23 protein-coding genes are annotated in these 20165 nt (G+C 69.2%); 7 read left to right on the top strand and 16 right to left on the bottom strand.

The window, feature by feature from the left end:
* Positions 1 to 268: 268 nt before the first annotated feature.
* The 4 genes from T333_RS29135 to T333_RS29120 all read right to left on the bottom strand — a co-directional run bounded on the left by T333_RS29135 (position 269) and on the right by T333_RS29120 (position 2882).
* Positions 269 to 646, bottom strand: a complete 378-nt coding sequence (locus tag T333_RS29135) for a hypothetical protein (protein ID WP_357255051.1) — start codon at positions 644 to 646, stop codon at positions 269 to 271.
* Positions 643 to 1227 (bottom strand): TetR/AcrR family transcriptional regulator, encoded by a 585-nt coding sequence (locus tag T333_RS29130; RefSeq protein WP_357255049.1) that lies wholly within the window; start codon positions 1225 to 1227, stop codon positions 643 to 645. Before T333_RS29130 ends, T333_RS29135 begins: the two co-directional genes overlap by 4 nt.
* A 47-nt stretch (positions 1228 to 1274) precedes the next feature.
* Positions 1275 to 1976, bottom strand: a complete 702-nt coding sequence (locus tag T333_RS29125) for a ubiquinone/menaquinone biosynthesis methyltransferase (protein ID WP_355001182.1) — start codon at positions 1974 to 1976, stop codon at positions 1275 to 1277.
* Between the two features lie 252 nt (positions 1977 to 2228).
* Positions 2229 to 2882 carry a PAS and ANTAR domain-containing protein gene (locus T333_RS29120; protein WP_355001181.1) on the bottom strand — a complete coding sequence of 218 codons (654 nt, stop codon included), beginning with the start codon at positions 2880 to 2882 and terminating at the stop codon, positions 2229 to 2231.
* A 92-nt stretch (positions 2883 to 2974) separates the two neighbouring features.
* Here T333_RS29120 and T333_RS29115 point away from each other — a divergent pair, with 92 nt between their 5' ends.
* A complete protein-coding gene (locus T333_RS29115) occupies positions 2975 to 3454 on the top strand; it encodes a GNAT family N-acetyltransferase (RefSeq protein ID WP_496426490.1) in 480 nt (159 codons plus the stop codon).
* Positions 3455 to 3477: 23 nt separating this feature from the next.
* Here the strand turns inward: T333_RS29115 and T333_RS29110 are convergent, their stop codons facing one another.
* Genes T333_RS29110 through T333_RS29100 form a run of 3 tightly spaced genes read right to left on the bottom strand, consistent with a single transcriptional unit; the run spans position 3478 to position 4842 of the window.
* Entirely contained in the window at positions 3478 to 4317 is an 840-nt protein-coding gene (locus T333_RS29110; protein WP_496426635.1) for a class I SAM-dependent methyltransferase, read from the bottom strand.
* 11 nt (positions 4318 to 4328) lie between these two features.
* The gene (locus tag T333_RS29105; protein ID WP_355001179.1) at positions 4329 to 4670 is read right to left on the bottom strand and encodes a VOC family protein; all 342 of its coding nucleotides are present in this window, start codon (positions 4668 to 4670) and stop codon (positions 4329 to 4331) included.
* Position 4671: 1 nt separating this feature from the next.
* Entirely contained in the window at positions 4672 to 4842 is a 171-nt protein-coding gene (locus tag T333_RS29100) for a ribbon-helix-helix domain-containing protein (protein ID WP_355001178.1), read from the bottom strand.
* A gap of 161 nt (positions 4843 to 5003) precedes the next feature.
* Between T333_RS29100 and T333_RS29095 the strand changes: the two genes are divergently transcribed.
* The 3 genes from T333_RS29095 (at position 5004) to T333_RS29085 (ending at position 7596) form a co-directional block, all read left to right on the top strand.
* Positions 5004 to 6341 (top strand): wax ester/triacylglycerol synthase family O-acyltransferase, encoded by a 1338-nt coding sequence (locus T333_RS29095; protein WP_496426489.1) that lies wholly within the window; start codon positions 5004 to 5006, stop codon positions 6339 to 6341.
* A gap of 175 nt (positions 6342 to 6516) precedes the next feature.
* The gene (locus T333_RS29090) at positions 6517 to 7113 is read left to right on the top strand and encodes a PadR family transcriptional regulator (RefSeq protein WP_496426488.1); all 597 of its coding nucleotides are present in this window, start codon (positions 6517 to 6519) and stop codon (positions 7111 to 7113) included.
* Positions 7114 to 7116: 3 nt separating this feature from the next.
* Positions 7117 to 7596: a nitroreductase/quinone reductase family protein gene (locus T333_RS29085; protein WP_355001175.1), complete on the top strand. Its 480-nt coding sequence runs from the start codon at positions 7117 to 7119 to the stop codon at positions 7594 to 7596.
* Positions 7597 to 7716: 120 nt separating this feature from the next.
* Here the strand turns inward: T333_RS29085 and T333_RS29080 are convergent, their stop codons facing one another.
* Together T333_RS29080 and T333_RS29075 are read right to left on the bottom strand one after the other, a co-directional pair.
* Entirely contained in the window at positions 7717 to 8742 is a 1026-nt protein-coding gene (locus T333_RS29080; RefSeq protein ID WP_496426487.1) for an Acg family FMN-binding oxidoreductase, read from the bottom strand.
* Positions 8743 to 8859: 117 nt separating this feature from the next.
* Positions 8860 to 9858, bottom strand: coding sequence for a zinc-binding alcohol dehydrogenase family protein (locus T333_RS29075; protein ID WP_496426634.1), 999 nt, complete (start codon positions 9856 to 9858; stop codon positions 8860 to 8862).
* A 351-nt stretch (positions 9859 to 10209) separates the two neighbouring features.
* Here T333_RS29075 and T333_RS29070 point away from each other — a divergent pair, with 351 nt between their 5' ends.
* Complete coding sequence (locus tag T333_RS29070; protein WP_496426486.1) at positions 10210 to 10662, top strand: pyridoxamine 5'-phosphate oxidase family protein; 453 nt, start codon at positions 10210 to 10212, stop codon at positions 10660 to 10662.
* A 4-nt stretch (positions 10663 to 10666) separates the two neighbouring features.
* Here T333_RS29070 and T333_RS29065 read toward each other — a convergent pair whose 3' ends face one another.
* On the bottom strand, positions 10667 to 11338 hold the full coding sequence (locus T333_RS29065) for a maleylpyruvate isomerase family mycothiol-dependent enzyme (protein WP_496426485.1): 672 nt from the start codon (positions 11336 to 11338) through the stop codon (positions 10667 to 10669).
* A 269-nt stretch (positions 11339 to 11607) separates the two neighbouring features.
* On the opposite strand from T333_RS29065, the gene T333_RS29060 reads away from it, so the two are divergent.
* Positions 11608 to 12528: a universal stress protein gene (locus T333_RS29060; protein ID WP_496426484.1), complete on the top strand. Its 921-nt coding sequence runs from the start codon at positions 11608 to 11610 to the stop codon at positions 12526 to 12528.
* 9 nt (positions 12529 to 12537) lie between these two features.
* Here T333_RS29060 and T333_RS29055 read toward each other — a convergent pair whose 3' ends face one another.
* Both T333_RS29055 and T333_RS29050 read right to left on the bottom strand, forming a co-directional pair.
* Positions 12538 to 12705: a hypothetical protein gene (locus tag T333_RS29055; protein WP_496426483.1), complete on the bottom strand. Its 168-nt coding sequence runs from the start codon at positions 12703 to 12705 to the stop codon at positions 12538 to 12540.
* Positions 12706 to 12735: 30 nt separating this feature from the next.
* Positions 12736 to 14007, bottom strand: a complete 1272-nt coding sequence (locus T333_RS29050) for a saccharopine dehydrogenase family protein (RefSeq protein WP_496426482.1) — start codon at positions 14005 to 14007, stop codon at positions 12736 to 12738.
* A gap of 82 nt (positions 14008 to 14089) precedes the next feature.
* Here T333_RS29050 and T333_RS29045 point away from each other — a divergent pair, with 82 nt between their 5' ends.
* Positions 14090 to 14608 (top strand): hypothetical protein, encoded by a 519-nt coding sequence (locus T333_RS29045; RefSeq protein ID WP_357255033.1) that lies wholly within the window; start codon positions 14090 to 14092, stop codon positions 14606 to 14608.
* A 9-nt stretch (positions 14609 to 14617) separates the two neighbouring features.
* On the opposite strand, the gene T333_RS29040 is transcribed toward T333_RS29045, so the two are convergent.
* From T333_RS29040 to T333_RS29025, 4 genes are all read right to left on the bottom strand, one after another.
* A complete protein-coding gene (locus T333_RS29040; protein ID WP_496426481.1) occupies positions 14618 to 16333 on the bottom strand; it encodes an ABC transporter ATP-binding protein in 1716 nt (571 codons plus the stop codon).
* Positions 16330 to 18162 (bottom strand): ABC transporter ATP-binding protein, encoded by a 1833-nt coding sequence (locus T333_RS29035; RefSeq protein ID WP_496426480.1) that lies wholly within the window; start codon positions 18160 to 18162, stop codon positions 16330 to 16332. Before T333_RS29035 ends, T333_RS29040 begins: the two co-directional genes overlap by 4 nt.
* Positions 18159 to 19169, bottom strand: a complete 1011-nt coding sequence (locus tag T333_RS29030) for an alpha/beta hydrolase (protein ID WP_496426479.1) — start codon at positions 19167 to 19169, stop codon at positions 18159 to 18161. Before T333_RS29030 ends, T333_RS29035 begins: the two co-directional genes overlap by 4 nt.
* Positions 19170 to 19296: 127 nt before the next feature.
* Positions 19297 to 20163 carry a helix-turn-helix domain-containing protein gene (locus T333_RS29025; protein ID WP_496426478.1) on the bottom strand — a complete coding sequence of 289 codons (867 nt, stop codon included), beginning with the start codon at positions 20161 to 20163 and terminating at the stop codon, positions 19297 to 19299.
* Between the last annotated feature and the right edge of the window lie 2 nt (positions 20164 to 20165).

Genomic DNA, 20165 nt, shown 5'->3' with positions numbered 1-20165 from the left:
TCAGGCGTCCTCGTCTCAGTGGGCCGCGCAGCGGAAGAGGGCCACGAGGTCGGGCTGATAGCCGTGGGTGGTGTTCACCGCAGGGGACAGCTCGTCGATCGCCGGGTCGAAGCCCCGTTCGGAGGCCGGGTCGAAATCGACCCCTCCAAGAGCTCGTCGCTTCGGGCACGATATGGGGATCGGTCGCGATGCGCTGGGTGCCGCGCCCGGGGACGATCGATCTCGGCGCGGCGCAGCGCAGAATCGGTGGCCGCCGAAGGCGCGGCGGTCACGCGGCGCCGACCAAGGCCAGCAAGGCGATCGGAGCCAACAGGATCCACTGGGGAAGCCTTAGCAGCCGTCGCGGTCCCGGTAGAGCGGCCGCGATGACCACGAAAACCACCGAGTAGGCGGCGAAATGCAGAGCGGTCAGCAGCGCGACCAGCTCGGTGCCCGACGGCTCGGCCACCGCCAACACGATCAGGGTGATCGCGGTGAGCACGAGATCGACACTGACCCAATGCCATACGACGTGCATCGTCCGCTTCGGGACGTCCGGTAGCGCGCTGTCGAGCAGCGGTCGCACCGGGTCGACGTGTCCGGCGATCACGTGCACTGCCGCGACGGCGGCCGCGGCGATGCCCGCGCCCAGCAACCAGCCGTTCATCGCGCACCGATCCCGGTGGTCACGATGCGGCCGAGCTGATCGGCCAACGTCTCGGTCACCGGCTCACCGAGCAGGCCGAGGTGAAAGAACACCGCACCGGCCAACGTGTCGAGCACCAGCTCGACATCGACCTCGCCATCGAGCTCCCCGCGCCCCCGGGCGCGGTCGAAGACCTCCACCATGCGCGCCTTGGCCGGAGCCAGGAACGCGGTGCGCACCCGCGAACGCAGCTGCGGGTCGGCGGCGAAATCGGCCAGTAGCCCCGGCAACGCGGCGACCGCGGCCGGTGTGCTGAACTCGGCGATCAACGCGGCCGTCAAAGCGGTGACATCGCCGCCCAACGTCCCAGTGTCGGGCACCGGACCGGTGTCGACGGTGGTGAACAGCGCCTCGTAGACCAGTTCCGGCTTACCCGACCAGCGGCGATAGATCGCGTCCTTGCCGACTCCGGCGCGCGACGCGATCGCGGTGACCGAGGCCGCCGCGTAACCGGATTCGATCACCAGTCCTTCGGTGGCATCGAGGATGGCCCGGTGGGTGCGCTCGTCGCGCGGTCGCCCGGCCGTTGTCTGCGTGCTCATGCGATTACCTTACGGGTCTACCCGTTTGGTAATCACCACTTGGCCCGTCACGCCCTCGACTTGGTGGCCCACAGGACGACGTTGGTGCCGAGGAACTTCTTGCTCCACCCGATGTCGTGAAAGCCGAGCCCCCGCAGGATTTCGGCGAGGCGCTCCGGTGCGGCGAAGGCGAGCGTGCTGGATTCGAGATAGGTATAGGACGACCGGTCCCGAGCCACGATCTGGCCGAGCAGCGGAACGACGAGGCGCATCCCCCACTCCACGATCGGCTTCACCGGCCCGCTCGGCGGACACGTTTCGAGGACGACGATCCGGCCGCCGGGCTTGAGGACCCGGTGCTGTTCGCGGAGCACGCCTTCCAAGTCTTCGACGTTCCTGAGCAGATAGCCTTCGGTGATCCCGTCGAATGTCTCGTCGTCGAACGGCAGACGAGCCGCGTCCGCGCGTTGCCATCGAACCGACTGCGCACCGGGCTTGGTCTGGGCGCGCGCCAGCATCTCCTCCGAGAAGTCGACGCCCGTCACCGTGACCGAGGGATACCGCCGTGCGGATTCCAAAGCGATCACGCCGGTCCCGGTGGCGATGTCCAACAGCTGTCCACCCGCGGGCGGCGCGACCCGTTCGGCCACTTCGCGGCACCATCGTCCATGACTGCCGAGCGTCATGAGGAAGTTCATCCGGTCGTAGTATCCGGCGATCTTCTCGAAGATCCCGTGTACTTCGGCGCCTTTGCTCTTGTCGATGGTCACTCGGTCTCCACTGCTGATCTTTCGGACTCGCGACCGGACCTGTCGACGTAGCCGAAATAGGGCGCTGGCCAACAGAAGTCGGCGGAGTCCGAACCGGGCGTACAACAGCGTATCGAGACAGGTCATCGGCCGTGGCCGCGGGTGCCGACCCAGCAGCGGGCGGGTGCCGCTCTGATACGGGGCATCGCCGGGGGCGGTCGAACAGTCGGCCCGGCCCGACGATGCCGGGCCGAGAGCGACCGGCCCTGTGGCTCAGGGGCGTTCGTGCACGGTGAGCAGCAGGTGGTCGAACCGGGTGCGGGTGCTCACCGAACCGCCGCCGAAATCGCGCAGCGCGCCGACCATTTTCTCGGCGATAATGCGCAGTTTGGTGTTCGTCTCCTGGGAACGCCAGGCCAGCACATTGAACGCCTGCTCGGCGCTGATCCCGTACACCAGCATCAGCGCGCCCTTGGCCTGCTCGATCACCGCCCTCGCCTCCACCAGCTCCGGCAACGCCTCGTTCAGGACCGCGCGCCGGGTCTCGTCCACGCTGTCGGTGACGTCGACGTAGAAGCCCGCGGTGCCGACCAGCGCACCGGTGTGATCGCGCAACTGGTCGCCGACCACCAGCACGTGGTGCTCGACCCCGGCGGTGTCGATGATCCGGTGCCGACTACAGAACGGCTGACCGGTCCGCACCACCGCGACGAGGGTGTCGGCGACCTCGGCGCGGTCGTCGGGATGCTTGTGCGCCAATAGCAGTTCGGTGGTCGGGACGACGGTGCCCGGGGCGTACCCGTGCAGGGCGGCGACCTCGTCGGACCATTCCCAGCGCTGGTCGGCGAACCAGAAGCGGAAACTCCCGGCCCGGGGCGGCTGCTCGGGGCTGGCGTCCACCGCATGGAGCCCGGCTGTTTCTGTCACCCGGAAAGTATCGCCGCCGTGCGCCGCGAGCGGGTGGACCGGGGCCGACTGCCGGACTGCTCGTTCGGGATGGGCTGACAGAATCGACGTTCGTGGTGGATGATGCGCGATTGCGACCGGCGACGGCCGACGATTACGACGCTGTCGTCGCGGTCGTCGATTCCTGGTGGGGCCGAACGGTTTCGGCGTCCTTGCCCCGACTGTTCTTCGATCATTTCGCGGGCACCAGCCTGATCGCGGAACGCGACAGTGCGCTGGCCGGGTTCCTCGTCGGCTTCCGCTCGCCCGATCACCCAGCCGAGGCCTACATCCATTTCGTCGGCGTGCATCCGCAGCTGCGCGGCGGCGGGCTGGCACGGCGGCTGTACCAGCGCTTCATCGCCGACGCTCGCGCGGACGGACGCACGGTGATCAAAGCGATCACCTCCCCCGGCAATACGAACTCGATCGCCTTCCACGCGGCAATGGGTTTCGTCGTCCACGACCGGACCGCCGACTACAACGGTCCGGGACGCGACATGGTGACGTTCGTCCGCACGCTCGGTCCCTCATCGGCACGACTGTCACCATGACAGAACCAGCGAAAGCGAGTCGGTCAGGTACGTGCCACCAGAATCTGCTCCGACTCCGCGGGCCGCAGTCCATCGGTGCGGTCGGCGAAGTAGCGGCGGGTCAGCTCCTCGCACGAAATGTGCTCGGCTGAAGCGAAACCCGACTCCTCGGCGAGCGCCACTATTTCGTCGGGCCGGAAGAAGCTGATGAACGGGGTGCCGGAGGCTCGGGCGCCCTGCTCGGCGAACCGGCGCATCCGTTGCTCCTCGGCGCCGACGAGTTCGAGTGGCAGCATGAACGTCACAGCCAGCGAGGACCCCGGCGCGAGCGTCGAAAGCTGGCGCAGGGTAGCGATGTTCGTCTCCCTGTTGAGGTACATGGAGACGCCGGTGGAGGCCACGACCGCGGGGCGACCCGGATCGAAACCGGCGGCGAGGAGCCGCTCCCACCACGAGTCGACCTCGAAATCGACGGGCACCCAGCGCAATCCGTCCGGAACGCCCAATCCGAGCTCGTCGAGGCGCTGCCGCTTCCACGCTTGCGTGCCGGGCTGGTCGACCTCGAACACCGTCAGCCGCGCGGCGAGCTCGGGCCGGCGCTGCGCGAAGGTGTCCAGCCCGGCGCCGAGGAGAACGTACTGATCCACGCCGCGGTCGATCCGCTCGGCGAGCAGATCCTCGAGGAAGCGGGCACGCGACACGATCCCCGCGCGCATCGGGCTCGTCGTCCGCGGATCCATATCGGGGCGGTCCCGCCAGCCGTCCTCGGGGGCGGCCAGCCGCAGACCGATCCGGTCGTCGAAAACGCGAGGCGGCGCATCGATTTCCGCGTGCAGGGCCCGCCAGAGCGCGACCCGGACCGCGGTGTGATCCGGAGCGATGATCGGCACAGCACTCACTCCTTGCCCGGCGCCTGCAGATTCCACAGTCGCCCGTCGGGGTCGCGGACGGTCATCTCCTGGGTGCCGTAATGGGTCGGCTCGAACTCGTTGACGATCTCGACGTCGCCACCGGGGCGATCCGCCGTGTCGGCGACTTTCAGAACCAACAGCGTCCGCGGCTCGCTGGTCGGCGGAACCTCGGCCACGAAGACATAGGGGCCGTCGCCGTTGCGGAACTGGCCGGAACTGTGGCCGGTCTCGAACTCGACCTCGAATCCCAGTTCACGCAGGAATCTCGCCTGTTTGCCCCAGTTGTGCGTCTCCAGGAACACGGCTTCGATGCCTTCGGTCTTCATGTCAATCCTCTCCCGGCGATGTCTTCGGGTGGGTGTCGTCGAGGTAGGCGCGCAGCGCCTCGGCGACCAGCGCCGACAGCGACATTCCCGACTCGATCGCCTGGAACTTGACCTGCTTGATCAGTCCGATCGGCAGGTAGACGTTGAACTGCTTCACATCCTCGTCGCCCACGGGACAAATGCTAGCACGCTAGCTTACTAGCTTACTAGCTTGCTAGCGCCGCCGCGAGACCGATCCGCGACCACGCCGATTCGGCGAAATCGGGTTGGATCGCGCCGAGCGGGTACGCGAGGAATGAGCAGCGAGAGACGAGATCGGGATGGGATGGTCGGATGAGTGAGCTCGGTCCGTTGGATTCGGGATTCATGGAACTCGAAGACGTCGATCAACACGTCAGCCTCGGCATCGGGGCGGTGGCGATCCTGCGCGGAAGTCCCGGCCCGCGTGCGGAATTCACCGCGCACCTGGCCGAACGGATCAGCGTGAACCCGCGCCTGCGCCAGCGCCTGCGGCGGGCCCTCTGGGATCTGAGCGCGCCGCAGTGGGTCGACGACCCGCACTTCGATATGGGCCATCACCTGCGCTGGGCGGCGCTGCCGCAACCGTGCGACGAACCGGCACTGTGGGAGCTGGTGGCCACCGTCATGGAGCAGCGACTCGACCGCGACCACCCACTGTGGCGCTGCACCGTGGTCGAACACCTGGCCGGTGAGCGCTGGGCATTGATTCTCACCGCTCACCACAGCATGCTCGACGGCGTCTCTGGCATCTCGCTGTTCCAACGCTTCTGCGATCCCCCCTCCGACTCCCCGACCCCGAACCGCCACCAGTCGGACAATGGCGCCGACCGCGGCCGGGATTGGCGGGCGCTGCTCGCCGAGGGACTGCGACTGCCGGTTCAGGCGCCGGCGGCGCTGCTGCGCACGGTACGCGCGGCAGCGCCGCTGGCGTGGAACGCGATCGTGCCCGAGAGCGGGTCCTCGCTGACCGGACCGATCGGGCGCCAACGCCGCTACACCGTCGCCCGGGTGTCGTTGGCACAGGTCAAACAGATCGGCGCCGCGTTCGACGTGACGGTCAACGACGTCGCGCTCGCCGCGGTGACCGCCGCGTTCCGCGCGATGCTGCTCGCCCGCGACGAACAACCCGACACCGAGACCGTCCGCATCCTGGCACCGGTATCGGTACGCACCACCGACGCCGACGGCGTGCTCGACAACCGGGTCTCGGCCATGCTGCCGCAGCTGCCGACCGAACTCGACGACCCGCTCGACCAACTGCGCACCGTGCACCGGCGCCTGAACAAGCACAAGGCCAGCGGCGAAGCGGGCGCGGCGAATTCGATTCTCTCGCTCGCCAAATGGATACCCTTCGCACCGCTGGCCTGGGCGGTACGCACCGCACTGCGCTTCCCGCAGCACAGCATCGCCGGACTGGCCACCAACGTGCCCGGCCCCACCCGCACCCTGCGGCTCCACGGCCAAGAGGTCCTGGAAATGTTCCCCTTCGCGCCGATCGCCATGCGACTGCGCACCTCCATCGCGATCCTGAGCTACCGCGACCACCTCGGCTTCGGTATCACCGGCGACTACGACACCACCCCCGACCTCGACCTGCTCGCCGAGACCATCACCACCACCGTCGACCGGCTCCTGGACAGCTGTCCCTAGCCACCGCGACGGTGTCGCCGGGTGACCCAGCGAGGACCACACATGCCGCAATCCGGCTGCGCACGGGCGACTTCGTCGACAAGAGGCAGGCGGCCGCCTGTTCGCGAGGGATGCCGAACGCCGTGCGTTCTTATATAGTCGAATTCGACTAGCCGAACTCGACCAAAGGACACCGGTGGCCCGAGAACTGCGCGCGCTGCAAACGCCGCTGACGATGGCGGTGCTGAGCATGCTGGCCGAGCAGCCACGACACCCCTACGAGATGAAGATCGCCATTCGCGAGCGGCACGTCGAGGACGTGGTGAAGATGCGCGGCGGCTCGCTCTACGACGCGATCGGCCGCCTCGAACGGGCGGGGCTGGTGCGACAGGCCGGTACGGCGCGCGAGGGGTCTCGACCGGAGCGGACGGTGTACGAGATCACCGAGCCCGGTCGGCAGATGTTGCACGAGCTGCTGGAGCGGTTCCTCGCCGAACCGGTGAACGAATATCCACGTTTCGTCGCCGCGCTGGCCCACCTACCCGCGCTCGCACCGCCAGCGGCGGCACAGTTGCTGCGCCGACGTGCGCGACGACTGCGCGAGGACCACACCGATACCGCCCGCATGCTGGACGAGCACTCGACCGGACTGCCGCGTGCGGTGCTGTTGGAGGCCGAGTACCTCCAGCATGTGCGTGCCGCGGAGATCGCGTGGCTGGACGGAGTAGCTCGCGATATCGACGACGGAATGCCCTGGCCGGAGAACGAATTCACCGAAAGTGACGAGGAGTAGATCATGACCAGCGAGAACGATCGCATGCGGCGGCGCTTGAAGCCGTTCAACCGGATGGTGATCGCACTGCAAGGCGTCGGCTTGACCCTGGGCACCATGCGAGTGCTCTCGGTGCCCGGCCGGAAGACCGGAACGTTGCGTACCACCCCGGTCTCGCCGCTGACCGTCGACGGCGTGACGTACGTGGTCGGGGGATTCGACGACGCGGACTGGGTGCGCAACGCGCGCGCCGCGGGTTGGGGCGTGCTCGCGAAAGGGCGGCGGAAACAGCGGGTTTCGCTGATCGAGCTGCCGATCTCCGAACGTGCCGCGGTGTTGCGCGAATTCCCGCGGAAGGTGCCGCACGGAGTGCGGTTCATGCTGAACGCCGGTGCGGTCGAGTCCGCGGACCCGGACGCGTTCGCCGCGGCCGCGCCGCGCTGCCCGGTGTTTCGGATCGAACCGTCGCGCGCGGCGGAGGCGCCTGCCGATTCCAGGCGGTGACAGCGGTCGGTCAGCACCTCGACTCGGAGCGCCCTATCGCACAGCGCTTTTCGCAGGACGGGAACTGGGCGCGGGGTGACGACGACCGACCGCCGTCACCCCGGCTCCGGAGCCGACACCTCAACCTCCTGGCGAATGCGCGGCGGTATCGCGGATGGTAAGGATTTCTTCGATCGGCCGACGTGGCGTCGGCGCGGATGCGGCGGTGTCCGCGGGTGCGGCGCCCACCCGAATGATGACCTGCGGTATACCCGCGCCGGTCAGCACCGACTGGATCGATTCGCGCGCCGAGGTGAGTTCGGTGATGTGGGTCAGCGCGCAGCTCGCCAACCCGGCGGAGGCGCATTCCAGCAGCAGCGCGGACAGGGCCTCGCCGACGTGCAGCCAGTCCGCGGGAGTGTGCCCGGGCGAACTGAGCACCAGCAAGGCGGCCTGGTCGTCGAGGTCACCGCGGCGATCGAAATGCGACGCGGAGGGGAACTTGCGAGCGATCGGTACGTGGGAAGCTTCGGCCTCGGAGGCCAGCGCATCGGCGGGCACCCCTTCCGGAGCCCCGGAATGCCCTGCCCACCAATGTAATTCGGTCTGGTATTCCATGTCGTAGCGGCGGTTGGCCCCGGCGTGCTCGGAAGCGGCCGCCAGCAGCGGGCGGGCGCTGTCGTCGAGGACGTCGAGCTCGACCTCGTGCGGGCTGAGCAGCATCCGCGCGGCGTGCACCAGCTCGCCGAAGCCCGGTGGCGGGTTCAGCGGCAGCCGGTCGGTCCGGCGTCGCTCGATGGCCGCGGCGCGGGTGAGGACCCCGGGCGGCGGGTCGGGCCAGGGCCGGAAGCCGATCGTGGCCAGCAGCTCCGGGCGGGTCGGCACCGGCACGCGCTGGGTGTCGGTGTGCCATCCGCGCGCGGCCAGCGCGGTGCGCAGGTGGTGCAGGACGGCGCCGCAGCTGATGACCAGCTGGCGTCCCTGCGGGTCGGCGGCGATCAACAGCCGATCGTCGTCGCGGAACAGGTGCAGCCGGGTGCCGTCGAACTCCCAGCGCCACGGCTGGGTGTTGTGTACCGAGGGGGCGCGGACGGCCAGTCGCAGCGCCGCCAGCAGGGTGGGCATATCCGGCACGGAGGATGCGGGAGTCGCTGTGCTGTCGGTCATGAATCCAGTGTCCCCAGGGCGCGGGCCTCGCCGAGACGGGAATTGTGCCGCTCTTCGAGGGCCGATGGTCACATCGCCGCGAACGCGGGGATGACCGGCAACTCCCCAATTCCGCGCTTACGGAATCAGAACCGCGGCTCCGTCGAAGCGGCCGTGGGACAGATCGTTCAACGCCTGGTCGGCGCGATCGAGGGCGTAGCGGTGGGTGGAGACGTGCAGGTGGTGTCGTTCGGCGAAGGTGAGGAATTCGCGGGCGTGGGCCCGAGTGTTGGAGGTGACGCTGCGTAGCTGGCGTTCCCGGAACAGGTGGCGCTGGTAGTTCAGCGGCGGTATGTCGCTGAGGTGGATTCCGGCCAGCGCGAGAGTGCCACCGGCGTCGAGGGCTTCCAGCGCGACAGGGACCAGTTCTCCGGCGGGAGCGAACAGGATGGCCGAGTCCAGGGGTTCGGGCGGGACGTCGGTCGCGCCCTGCACCGAACTCGCGCCGAGAGTGTGGGCGAGGTCCCGCGCCGCCGCGCCACGGGTCATCACGTGTACCCGCGCGCCTTGGGCGATCGCGACCTGCGCGGTGAGATGCGCGCTTCCACCGAACCCGTAGATGCCGAGCACACCGCCCGCGGGCAGTGTCGCACGCAGCAGCGCGTGGTATCCGATGATGCCCGCGCACAGCAGCGGCGCGACCTGCTCGTCGGTATAGCCCGCCGGTAGACGCAGCGCGAAATCCGCTGGTACCGTGGCGTATTCGGCGTATCCGCCATCGGCGTCCCATCCGGTGTAGCGCGAGTGCGGGCAGAGGTTCTCCGCGCCGCGGTGACAGTACCGGCACACCCCGCACGTGTGGCGCAGCCAGGGGATGCCGACTCGGTCACCGATCGCGAGATCGTCGCGGCCCGCCGCGACGGCGAGTACTTCGGCGACGATTTCGTGCCCGGGGACCACGCCGGGGCGATGGACGGCCAAGTCACCTTCAACGACGTGCAGATCGGTACGGCACACCCCGCACGCCAGGACCCGTACCAGCAGCTCGTCCGGCCCAGGTTCGGGGATGGGCTCGTGTGCCATTCCCAGGGGATGGCTGTCCAGTGAACCCGGCGTGCTCACCCGCCACGCCCGCATCGAATGCCGTGCTCCCACGACAGGCTCCTCTCGGTTGTGCTCTCCATCGTGCGCGCTGTCCGGACATCGAGAGAGTCCCGCATGTGCCGGGTATGCCCGGTCGTGCGTCGGCCTCACCTGGACGACCGAACGCGGGTTGTCCGGCGCGGGCTCCGAAACCCTTGGTCCTCCAGGCCTGCGACCTTCGGCCCTGACGAAATGCGCGGCCGAGCTGATGACATGGAACATCGAACACACTCGCGCACGGATAGGGCAGCACGTGGGACCTTGCGAACCGACCGCCACGGTGAGATCAGCCGCACGGCGTTCACGCCCGACTCGGCACCGCGCCATCGGACAAGGCACGCGACGGTGAGCGGCTCCCCCACCGTCGACCGAACCGACCGCAACGTCAGCGAATTGACGCGCGAGGAAGCGTTGATTCTGCTCGCGCAGGCGCCATTCGGGCGCGTCGTCTACACCCGCGACGCACTGCCCGCCATCCGCCCCGTCAACCACCTACTCGACAACAACCTGCTCATCGTGCGCACCCGACTCGCCGCACAATTCTCCACCACCGTGCGCAGCCGCTCCGGAATCGTCGTGGCCTACCAAGCCGACGACATCGACATCGACCACCACACCGGCTGGTCGGTGGTCGTGACCGGAATCGCCCGCCCGATCACCGACCCCGCCCGCACCGCCCACTACCAACGAACCCTCCACCCCTGGATCGGTTCCCCCATGGACGGAGTGATCGAGATCGAACCGACACTCGTCTCCGGCATCAGACTCGTCGGCGGCGCGCCCGCCCACAACGGGTAGTCGCCTAGTCTTCGCCGCGAGGCGCTGACTTACGCGGTGAACAGCGGGAAAGCAGCGTGGGCAGGCCGGAACCGGCGAGGTCGTCGCAGTACGTGTGCCTTCCCGCCATGGCCATGGTCAGCGCGAGGGTCGTTCCGTGGACCAGCGGGCCGGTGCCCGTGGCGAAGGCGCTGTCGGTCGCTTCGAGGCGCAGGCCCTCGATGAGGCTGCGGCTGGGCACGGTGAAATCGCGGGCGGCGAAGAAACGGGCCACTTCCAGGCACGCCGCGACCGAGGGCGTGCGGGGCAGTCCGAGTGGACGCCGGATGTCCTGGGCGTGGACGATCACCTCGCCGAGCCATGCCGCGGTATGTCCCGACGCGGCCGTGGTGCTCGTGACGATCGAACGGAACCGTTCGAGGGTTTCGGCCGGGTCGGCGCCGCGGTGCTCGGCCAGTCGCCGGTCGTTGTGCCGATCGAAGTCGAAGCGGGCGCCGACGACGCTGATCAGCCAGCGCGCCCGGCCGATGCTCGCCGCCGCCGTGAGGTGCGCGACGACCTCCTCGACCACCCAATCTCCGCACAGCGAGGGCATGGCCCACTGTTGGTCGTCCAGTGCGGCGAGATCCTCGGCCAACGCGGCGCGTTCGGCGTGCGCCATTGCCAACAGGTCCTCGCTGGACACGACATTCGACACGGGCTTCCCTTCGCTCGTGGCCGGCAGAGCCGGCGGTGTGGTCGATCCACGTCCCGGTCCGCCCGGGTCGTTCTCGGATTCAGACGATTCCGCTCGCGCGAATTCATCGGTCCACCGCGTGTGCCATTCAGCCTTTCGGCCGAGGCCCATTGGCCCTGGGTTCGGTGGATCGAGCCGATCGATACTGACGATCGTGGGCGGCGCTTCCGCGGCGGCCAGCAGCCCCGCCGGTGCGCGGGGCTTCCAGATTCGACTGAAAGGCAGCAGCCATGACCGGCCAACACCGACACGACGTACACGAAATGGCCTCGGCGGCAGTGGTGGTCGGAACAGACGGCTCGCCCGCCTGCGCGCACGCCGTGGCGTGGGCCGCCCAGACCGCGGCCGATCGAGGACGTCGTCTGATCGTCGTGCACGGCTACGATCTCGCCGCCACCCGCGCGGTGTTGGGGTCCTACGAGGTGCTGGTGCCCTCGGTCGTCGAGCACCTGCGCGACCACGGGCGACAGGCTTTGACGAGCGCGGAGCGGATCGCCCGCGAGGCGCACCCGGATCTCGAGGTCGCCACGGAATTGTCCGACCGCAATCCCGCCGCATTGCTCATCGAATTGTCGACGACAGCGCATCTGGTCGTGCTCGGCGCGACTCCCGGGGTCGGATCCTTCGCGCACCTGGGCTCGACCCTGCTTGCGGTGGCCAGCCAGGGCAAGGGACGCATCGTGGTCGCGCGCCACAACGGCGTCAAGCAGCAGGTCCGGCGCAGCGGCCCGGTGGTGGTCGGTGTGGACGGCAGCCCGATCGGTGAACCCGCGATCGAGGCCGCGTTCGACGAAGCGTGTGCGCGCGACGCAGAACTGGTGGTCGTGCACGCCTGGAGCGACTTGTCGGAGGGACAGTTCGCCGGAACCAGCTATCTCCAGATCCCGATCGCCGAGCTGGAAACCGCCGAACACGCGCTGCTTTCGGAACGATTGGCGGGCTGGCAGGAGAAATATCCCTCCGTCGCGGTCACCCGCCGGGTCTATCTGTCCGGTGCCCGCAAACAGCTGATCGAATGGTCCAAGAGCGCGCAACTGGTCGTCGTCGGCAGCCGCGGACGCGGCGGATTCCGTGGCTTGCTGCTCGGCTCGACCAGCAATCACCTCGTCCAGCACGCCCATTGCCCGGTGCTGGTCGCCCACGCGGACTGACCACGGCGACTATCGCGGCTTGTGCTCTCGAACGCCCGCGGCGCGCGTCATGATCGCGTCGAAGGCGCGGTCGGGCAGCAGCCACTTCAGGAAGATCAGTGGCCGGGCGCCGATGCGGGCGGTGGCCTCGCCGATGCCGGAGGAGGCTCCGGTGACGAGCGCGGATTTGGTGGTCATGTCGTCTCCCGAACTCGAGGTGAACCGTGGTCACGTTCCATGGGGAACTCCTGAACCGGGTTGCGGAGCCGACCGCGCGCTACCGTCGTCGGCGAGGGTAGCGCTGGACGACTGTTCGACGCTGACCACTCGCTCGGTCGAGCTCGAACCGATGTGGATGCCGAGATCGGTGAAGAAGCGTTCGGGATCGATGATCGTTTCCGGTGGGTGAACCCCCGCTGCGCGTGACGTGCCGTCGAGGAGTTGGGCGAGGCCCAGCGCCAAGGGGATGCCGGTGAACCGGGCCATGTCGGCGGTGAACCGGTCGACTTCGGCACTGTCGGCCAGATGTGCGAGGACGGTGCGGTGTTCGTCTCCCGCGCGGCCGGTGACGGCGGCGAAGAACGGCGGCAGGGTGCCGTGGGAGGCGAAACGGGCGGCGCGCAGGATGGAGCGAAGCGTCCGGCGCGAGCTGGGTGCGGCCAATTCCCGCGCCGCGGACTCGTTGGTCAGCCTGCCCTTGTCGATATCGGTGCGCAGCACATCCAGGTAGGCCGCGGTGCCCGGTGTGACGACCATGAGGTTCGCGGCATCCCCGGAGGGCGCGAGAGAGCGGTGCAGGGTGACCGGTTCGGGGTGTCCCACGGTGTAGGCGGTGCCGCGGCGCCGACCGGGCAGCGCCAAGGTGACCGCGCGCAATGGCGCCTCCTCGGCCAGTCGACCGTCGCGGACGACCGTGATGGCGCCGCTGATCTGCTGCATCCAGTGCACCGCGGCAGCGGGCGGTTCGCCTCCCGCGCCAAGCACTTCGGCGGTGTCGAGGGCCTCGGGGACGTCGACAGGCCATGCGGTGTAGACGTTTTCGACGGCATCGAGCCCCCTGGCCGCGCGGGCCGCCAGCAGGTTGCTCACCCCGGGGCTGGCTCCCACGCCGATGATCGCGCACACCCCGGCGTCGCGGGCCGCGGCGTCGAGTTCGAGCATCCGCAACGTCGGCTCCCAATCGTCACAGATGTCGAGATAGTGCGTCCGGGCACGGATCGCGGCCCGCAGCACCGACAAGCCGAAACGGTAGTAGGGCCCGACCGTATTGAGCACCACGTCGGCGCTGCGCAGCGCGTCGTGCAGATCATCGGCCTCGGTCACGTCCACCCGGCGCGCGCGAACGACAGCGCCGCGCCCGTTCAACTCGGCGGCCAGCCGCTGAGCCGCGCCGAGATCCCGGTCGGCCACAACGATTTCGGCCACGCCGGGCAGCGTGACGGCCGCTCGGACGGCCGCCGCTCCCATTGCCCCCGACCCGCCCAGTGCGAGAACACGCATCAAGCCTCCTACGATCAAACTGTAATCGTTCGTTTCTTATACGATCGAATGTAGCATGATCACTATTTCCTAGGAGGAACAGATGAACGCCCGCCTCGCGGCCGGTCGACGCGCACCGCACCGCGGCGCGAACGGCCCCCACCCACCGCGTCCGACCCGCAAGCTTGTCGCAGCGGAGGCGTGGGGCGGCATCATCGTCGGCTCGGTGACGTTGCCCTTCACGCCCGCGACCGCGGGCGCGGTACCCGAATGGGCCCAGCTGCTCGGGCTGGCCACGCTGCTCGGCGCGCTGGCGCTGCGGCTGCGATGCTGGCGTGCGCTGATCACGCACGGGCTGCGGCGCTCGGCCACACCGGTTTCGACCCGGCTGCGCGAGCAGCGGCGAGACGAACGCCGAGTACGTCTCGGCGCTTTCGTGGCCGGGGGTGTGACCGTGGTACTGCTGCCGATTCCGCCCACCTGGGTGCGGTTCTGGTTCGTACTCGGAGTCGCGACCGTTGTCCTGTCGACGATGTCGCTGGTCGTCCTGCGTTGGGAGACGACTACTTTCGCGCGGCGCCGGTTCCGGCCGCCTGCGCGCCCGCGGCCACCTCTCGGATGACCTCGGGACTCATCCACTCACGACCGGCGCCATCGACACTCCCCAGAAATCCGCGTAGCGCCCGCCCAGCCGCAGCAGTTCCTCGTGGTTTCCGTCCTCCACGATCCGGCCGCCGTCCAAGAAGACGATGCGGTCCGCGCGCTGGACGGTCCGCAGGCGGTGGGCCACCATCACCACCGTCCGTCCCGCCATCAGCCGTTCGATCCCCGCGTGGACGGCCGCCTCGTTCACCGGGTCCAGCGCGGAGGTGACCTCGTCCAGCAGGACGATGGGCGCGTTCTTCAGCAGGGCTCGGGCGATCGAGACACGTTGGCGCTCACCGCCGGACAGCAGCGCGCCGCCTTCGCCGACGTTGGTGGCCCAGCCGTCGGGCAGGCGCTCGATGACGTCGTCGAGTCGCGCCGCGGACGCGGCCGCGCGCACCTCGGCGTCGTCGGCGTCGGGACGCGCGAAGCGCACGTTCTCCTCGATCGTGCCGTCGAAGAGATAGACGTCCTGGAAGACGATGGCGATCCGCGCCATCAAGTCCTCGGTGTCGATCGCGCGCACGTCCACCCCGCCCACGCGCACCGCACCGGCGTCCGCGTCGTAGAACCGCGCGAGCAATTGCAGCAGCGTGCTCTTGCCCGCGCCCGACGGGCCGACGACGGCAAGTCGTTGTCCCTCGGGCAGGGTCAACGACACGTCGTCGAGTACGGTGCGGTCGCCGTGCCGGAAGACGACGGAATCGAACTCGAGGTCGTGGCGGCGCGGCCGCACGGGTTCACTGGGTTCCGGCAGCGGCTCGGTGCGCAAGACCGCCTCGAGCCTTGTCAGCTCGGAGCGCGCGCTACGGAGCCGGCCACCCATGTCGGCCAGCGACAGCAGCGGGTCGGCGCAGCGGGCGGCGAGCACCAGGATCGTCAAAACCTCTGCGGCGCCGATGTTTCCGCCGAGCGTGAGGTAGGCGCCGAGAACCAGCAGCGCGCTGAACATCGCCTGCACCACGAGCGCCATGCCCACGACACCGGGCAGCGTCGACAACGTCTGCCTGCGCGACGCGCGCCCGACTTCACGCAACGAGTCGTCCAGCAGCTGGAAGCGTTCGACGGTCCGGCCGCCCGCGCGCAGAACCGGCTGGGCCTGCAAGTATTCGATGACTCGGCCGGCCGCCTCCTTGTCGCGTTCGTGACGATCGGCATCGGCCGCGGCCGTCGAGCGTCCGGTCCAAATCTGCGTCGCCGCGACGATCGGCACTGCCGCCAACGCGGCCAACCCCAGGCGCCAATCGAAGGCGAGCATCACGACGACGATCGTCAGCGGCGTCACCGCGGCGGAGACGAGCGGCGCCAGCAGATGCGCGATGACACTCATCGCCTGCAGCACACCGCGACTGGCCAGCACGGATACTTCCCCGACGCGGCCCGCCGTGTACCAGCCGATGGGCAGCCGGGCCAGGTGATCGCCGAGCCGGTGGTAGACGCCACGCAACAGCGTTGTCCCGCCGCGGAAACCGGACAGATCGCTGACATAGCGCAGCACCGCGTAGACCGCGACCACGCTTCCGAACGCGATCAGCCAGGGCCACGCGTCCGCCGGGGTGTCGCCGAACAGGGCTCGCAGCACCGGAACCAGCAGCGCGTAGGACAGACCCTCGAGGATCGCGGTCGTCGTCATCAGGGCCACGGTGCGCCGCACCGGCCGGGCGTACTCGGGTCCGAGCACCCGCAACAGCATTCGAATCATCGGGGCCACTCTCCTAGCGGTGTGTCATCGGCGGAGTTCGCGTGCGCGGCGCTCCGCTGGGATTGCCAGAGCGCGGCGAACTTTCCGTTCCGCGCCAGCAGCTCGGCCGGTTCGCCGCGCTCGACGATCGATCCGTTCTCCAGCACCACGACGGTGTCGGCGTCGGCGACCGTTTCCAGTCGATGGGCGATCACCAGGATCGTCCGATCGCCACCCCACGTCGAAAGGGTCTGGCGCACGGCTTGTTCGGTCTGCGGGTCGGCGAACGCGGTCGCCTCGTCGAGCACCAGGACGGGCGCGTCGGCGAGCAGCGCCCTGGCGATCGAGAGGCGTTGGGCCTCACCGCCGGACAGTCCGGCGTCTTCACCGAGCACGGTGTCGTAGCCGCGCGGCAGTTCGAGAATCCGTTGGTGGATGTTCGCCAGCCGAGCCGCGCGCACCACATCGTCGAGGTCGGCGTGCGGCACGGCCAGCGCGATGTTGTCCGCGACCGACGCGCGCAGCAGCCGGACGTCCTGGAAGACGAAGGAGACCGTCCGGTAGAGCTCCCGGCTGCCGAGGTCGCGGAGATCGACGCCGCCGAGAACGACCGAACCGTGGGTCGGGTCGAAGAACCGCGGCAACAGCTGAACCAGCGTGGATTTCCCGCTGCCCGACGGCCCGACGAGCGCGGTGACCGTCCCCGGCTCGAGCACCAGGTCGATGCCGCGCAGCACCTCGTGACCGTCTTCGTAGCCGAATCGAACGTCGCGCAGTTCCACCCGGTGCCCCTGCGGCGCGACGGGATGCGCGGGCTCTGGTAGCGACGGCACCGCGAGCACGTCCCGGATCCGGTCGACCGCGCGCCGGGCTGCCTGCATGTCGTCGAAACCGTGACCGAGGGCCGCCACCGGTGCGGTCAGTCCCAGTCCCAGGAGCAGGAACGGCAGCAGATCGGCCGGGGCCATACCACTGGAGGTGATCAGCGCCGTACCGCCGATCAGCACGGCGAGCAGTACGAACGGCGGCGACAGCGCCACCTGCATTCCGGCGGCGACTCCGGCGAGACCGCGCACCATCCGCAGGAAGATGTCGGCGAAATCGTCGGCTGCCGTGACGAATTTGCGGTGCGCGCGCCCGGATCCGCCGAACGCCTTGACCACCGCGATCCCCTGCACGAACTCGACGACCGAACTCGCGATCCGTCCCATCGCCGCGTCGAAATCCGCCTGCTCACGCAGCCGGGTCGGGGTCATCATCAGCGGGACGAGCGCGACCGCGAGCAGCACCGGGACGAGCGTGATCAGCGTGAGCCGCCAGTCGACGGTGAACAGGTAGATCAGCGACACCAGCGGCACCACGAAGGCCGAGACGAGTTCGCCTGGGGTGTGGGCGATGAACGGGTGCACGGCGCTGACGTCCTCCCCCACCACCTTCGCCAGTTCACCGGTCCGGCGCCGGGCGAACCAGCCGAGCGGAACCCGGCCGAGCCGTTCGGCCAACTGCCTGCGAAACGACAGTTGCACCCGGTCGTCGAGCAAATGTCCGATCCCCGCCGACGCGGCCGTGCACAGCAGCCGGACCAGTAAACCGGCCGCGCCCGCGACCACCACGAACCAGACATGGTCGTGATCGATCGGGCCGGGCGACAACAGGACTCGGCCCAATTCCGCGACCGCCAGCAGCGGAGCCAAACCGGCGACGGCGCCGAGAACCTGAAGAGCCACGACGGCGGCGAAACCGCCCAGGTACGGGCGCAGCAACCGCACGATGCTCTGCGCCGGCGCGGAAGCAACCTTCGGTGGCGGTGCGGAACGTTCACTCGCCTCGACTGGTTCGGTCGCGGTCATCGCCCGACGGTCTTCCTCGACGCGACGGTCTGTGACTCGACGAGGTGATCCAGGAGGAACTCGGTGATCTCCGCACGCGCCGCCTTCGCCTGCGGCACCACGCCGGGCATGGCCAGGAACCCGTGCGGCGCGCCGCGATGTTCGGTGAGCCGCGCGGGCGTACCGGACTCGAGCAGCCGTTCGGCGTACCGGCGGCCCTGATCGGCCAGCGGGTCGACGGTGGGCACCACCACGAGCGCCGGGGCCAACCCGCTCAGGTCGTCGGCGCGCAGCGGCGACACGGCACGGGCATTCGTTCCCGGTGGCACGGACAACCGCTGAAACAACGTCAGGCGCGCCGTGTTCAGGGTCGGGCTGTCCGCGTACCTGGTCATCGAGTCGTAGTCGAACATCGTCTCGGTCAGATCGGTGGCCGGATTGACCAATACCTGCGCCCGGAGGTGCAGGTCGGACTCCTTGGCGCGGATCGCCGCGACGGCGGTGATCAGACCACCGGTGCTGTCACCGGCGATCGCGACGCGGTCCCGGTCGATTCCCCATTCCGCGGCGTGCCGCACCACGTGCAGCAGCACCTCCCAACCGTCGTCGACGGCGGCTGCCAGCGGCGTCCCGGTAGCGAGCAGACGGTGTTCGACCGAGACGACGACCGCGGGCAGGCGTGCGGCGAAATGGCTGTTCGCCCAATCGCATTGCGCCGCGGTGCCGACGTATCCGCCGCCGTGCACGTGCAGCACCAGCGGCAGGTTCGCACCTCCGCGCGACGGCCGATATTCCCGGACCTGGATCGTCCGATCGGGCAACTTCACGTCGCGCCAGCCGATGGTGACGCCGCGATCCGGAAATCCGGTGATCACCCGCGCGGCGCGGGAGGCCCGCTTGCGGTTCTCCGCCTCGCGGAAAGCGGCCAGTTCCTCGTCGGTCATCGTCGCCAGGTCGGGCGCCTTCGCCAGGGCGTGCAGCAGCCGGATACCCAGTGGCAGCCGTTCGGTGCCGGTGACGTCGTTCATGTTTCCTCCCATGGGCTTCTCGCCTGCCGTCCCGGCGCGCGGCTCGACAGCACCCCGCGCCGGGTACGACTGCCAGCATCGCCGGGCGCGCCGCCGCGTGTATTGGAGAAATGTTCCGCTCTGGTGGTCAGCGCCGAAGAGCCGCGCCGCGAGTCCCGATCCGATCGGGGTCGGCCCACGCGACGTCGTCGACCGCCAACCACGGCGCGGCCGCGATGGCCGTGGGCGTCACACCGGCGAAGGCCATGACGTCCCGATGGAGGTGGGACTGGTCGACATAGCCGCTGTCCGCCGCCACCAGCGCGGCGCTGTGCCCCGCGGCGAGGCGGTGCGCCGCGTGATCGAAACGAACCAGCTGAGCGGCGCGCTTGGGCGTGAGACCGACCTGGGCGCGGAACCGCGACCACAACCGCTTACGGCTCCACCCGATCTCGTCCGCCAGCCGCTCGACCCGAACCGAGCCTCGACTCGATACCATTTGCCGCCAGGCGAATTCGATCTGCGGGTCGACCACCCGGCCCAGCCCGTGCCGCCGTCGGAGCGCGGCCTCCGCGATCGCGAACCGCTCGTCCCACGACTCGGCGGCGTGCAGTTGCTCCAGGATTCGTCCTGCGTCGGGGCCCCAGAGCTCGTCGAGGCCGACCACCGTCCCGCTCAGCTCCGAAGCCGCGCCGAGCACCGCGTGCGCGACCGAGGGAGACAGCCGAATCTGCAGGCAGTCGATATCGCGCCCGCCCACTCGAACGCTGTCGGGCGCGAGGCCGGTGACGATACCGCCGCGAAACCGCCGGCCACTGGACTCGTCTACGAGCAGGCCGTCGCCGAAGTCGATGGCCACGGTGAGCGACGGGTAAGGGACCACCTGCATGTCTACGGGGCTCTTCGTCCGGCCGCGGAATCCGGCCATACTCACCCCGGCGATCCGGCCCGGCCGTGCCGGGACCGTGATGTCCCACAACTCCGCGGCGTGGGGAACCGGATCGACAGCGCGCATGC

Source organism: Nocardia sp. CNS-044 (assembly GCF_059570515.1).
Note: the sequence above shows the minus strand (reverse complement) of the source record. Positions and strands in the feature narration are given on the sequence as shown.

What these genes read in the sequence shown, in the direction of transcription:
- T333_RS29045 (WP_357255033.1), top strand. Translation starts at nt 14,090, where the DNA reads ATGAACGCCCGCCTCGCGGCCGGTCGACGCGCACCGCACCGCGGCGCG.
- T333_RS29135 (WP_357255051.1), bottom strand. Translation starts at nt 646, where the DNA reads ATGAACGGCTGGTTGCTGGGCGCGGGCATCGCCGCGGCCGCCGTCGCG.
- T333_RS29095 (WP_496426489.1), top strand. Translation starts at nt 5,004, where the DNA reads ATGAGTGAGCTCGGTCCGTTGGATTCGGGATTCATGGAACTCGAAGAC.
- T333_RS29080 (WP_496426487.1), bottom strand. Translation starts at nt 8,742, where the DNA reads ATGACCGACAGCACAGCGACTCCCGCATCCTCCGTGCCGGATATGCCC.
- T333_RS29060 (WP_496426484.1), top strand. Translation starts at nt 11,608, where the DNA reads ATGACCGGCCAACACCGACACGACGTACACGAAATGGCCTCGGCGGCA.
- T333_RS29040 (WP_496426481.1), bottom strand. Translation starts at nt 16,333, where the DNA reads ATGATTCGAATGCTGTTGCGGGTGCTCGGACCCGAGTACGCCCGGCCG.
- T333_RS29105 (WP_355001179.1), bottom strand. Translation starts at nt 4,670, where the DNA reads ATGAAGACCGAAGGCATCGAAGCCGTGTTCCTGGAGACGCACAACTGG.
- T333_RS29130 (WP_357255049.1), bottom strand. Translation starts at nt 1,227, where the DNA reads ATGAGCACGCAGACAACGGCCGGGCGACCGCGCGACGAGCGCACCCAC.
- T333_RS29035 (WP_496426480.1), bottom strand. Translation starts at nt 18,162, where the DNA reads ATGACCGCGACCGAACCAGTCGAGGCGAGTGAACGTTCCGCACCGCCA.
- T333_RS29055 (WP_496426483.1), bottom strand. Translation starts at nt 12,705, where the DNA reads ATGACCACCAAATCCGCGCTCGTCACCGGAGCCTCCTCCGGCATCGGC.
- T333_RS29075 (WP_496426634.1), bottom strand. Translation starts at nt 9,858, where the DNA reads ATGCGGGCGTGGCGGGTGAGCACGCCGGGTTCACTGGACAGCCATCCC.
- T333_RS29050 (WP_496426482.1), bottom strand. Translation starts at nt 14,007, where the DNA reads ATGCGTGTTCTCGCACTGGGCGGGTCGGGGGCAATGGGAGCGGCGGCC.
- T333_RS29025 (WP_496426478.1), bottom strand. Translation starts at nt 20,163, where the DNA reads ATGCGCGCTGTCGATCCGGTTCCCCACGCCGCGGAGTTGTGGGACATC.
- T333_RS29085 (WP_355001175.1), top strand. Translation starts at nt 7,117, where the DNA reads ATGACCAGCGAGAACGATCGCATGCGGCGGCGCTTGAAGCCGTTCAAC.
- T333_RS29030 (WP_496426479.1), bottom strand. Translation starts at nt 19,169, where the DNA reads ATGAACGACGTCACCGGCACCGAACGGCTGCCACTGGGTATCCGGCTG.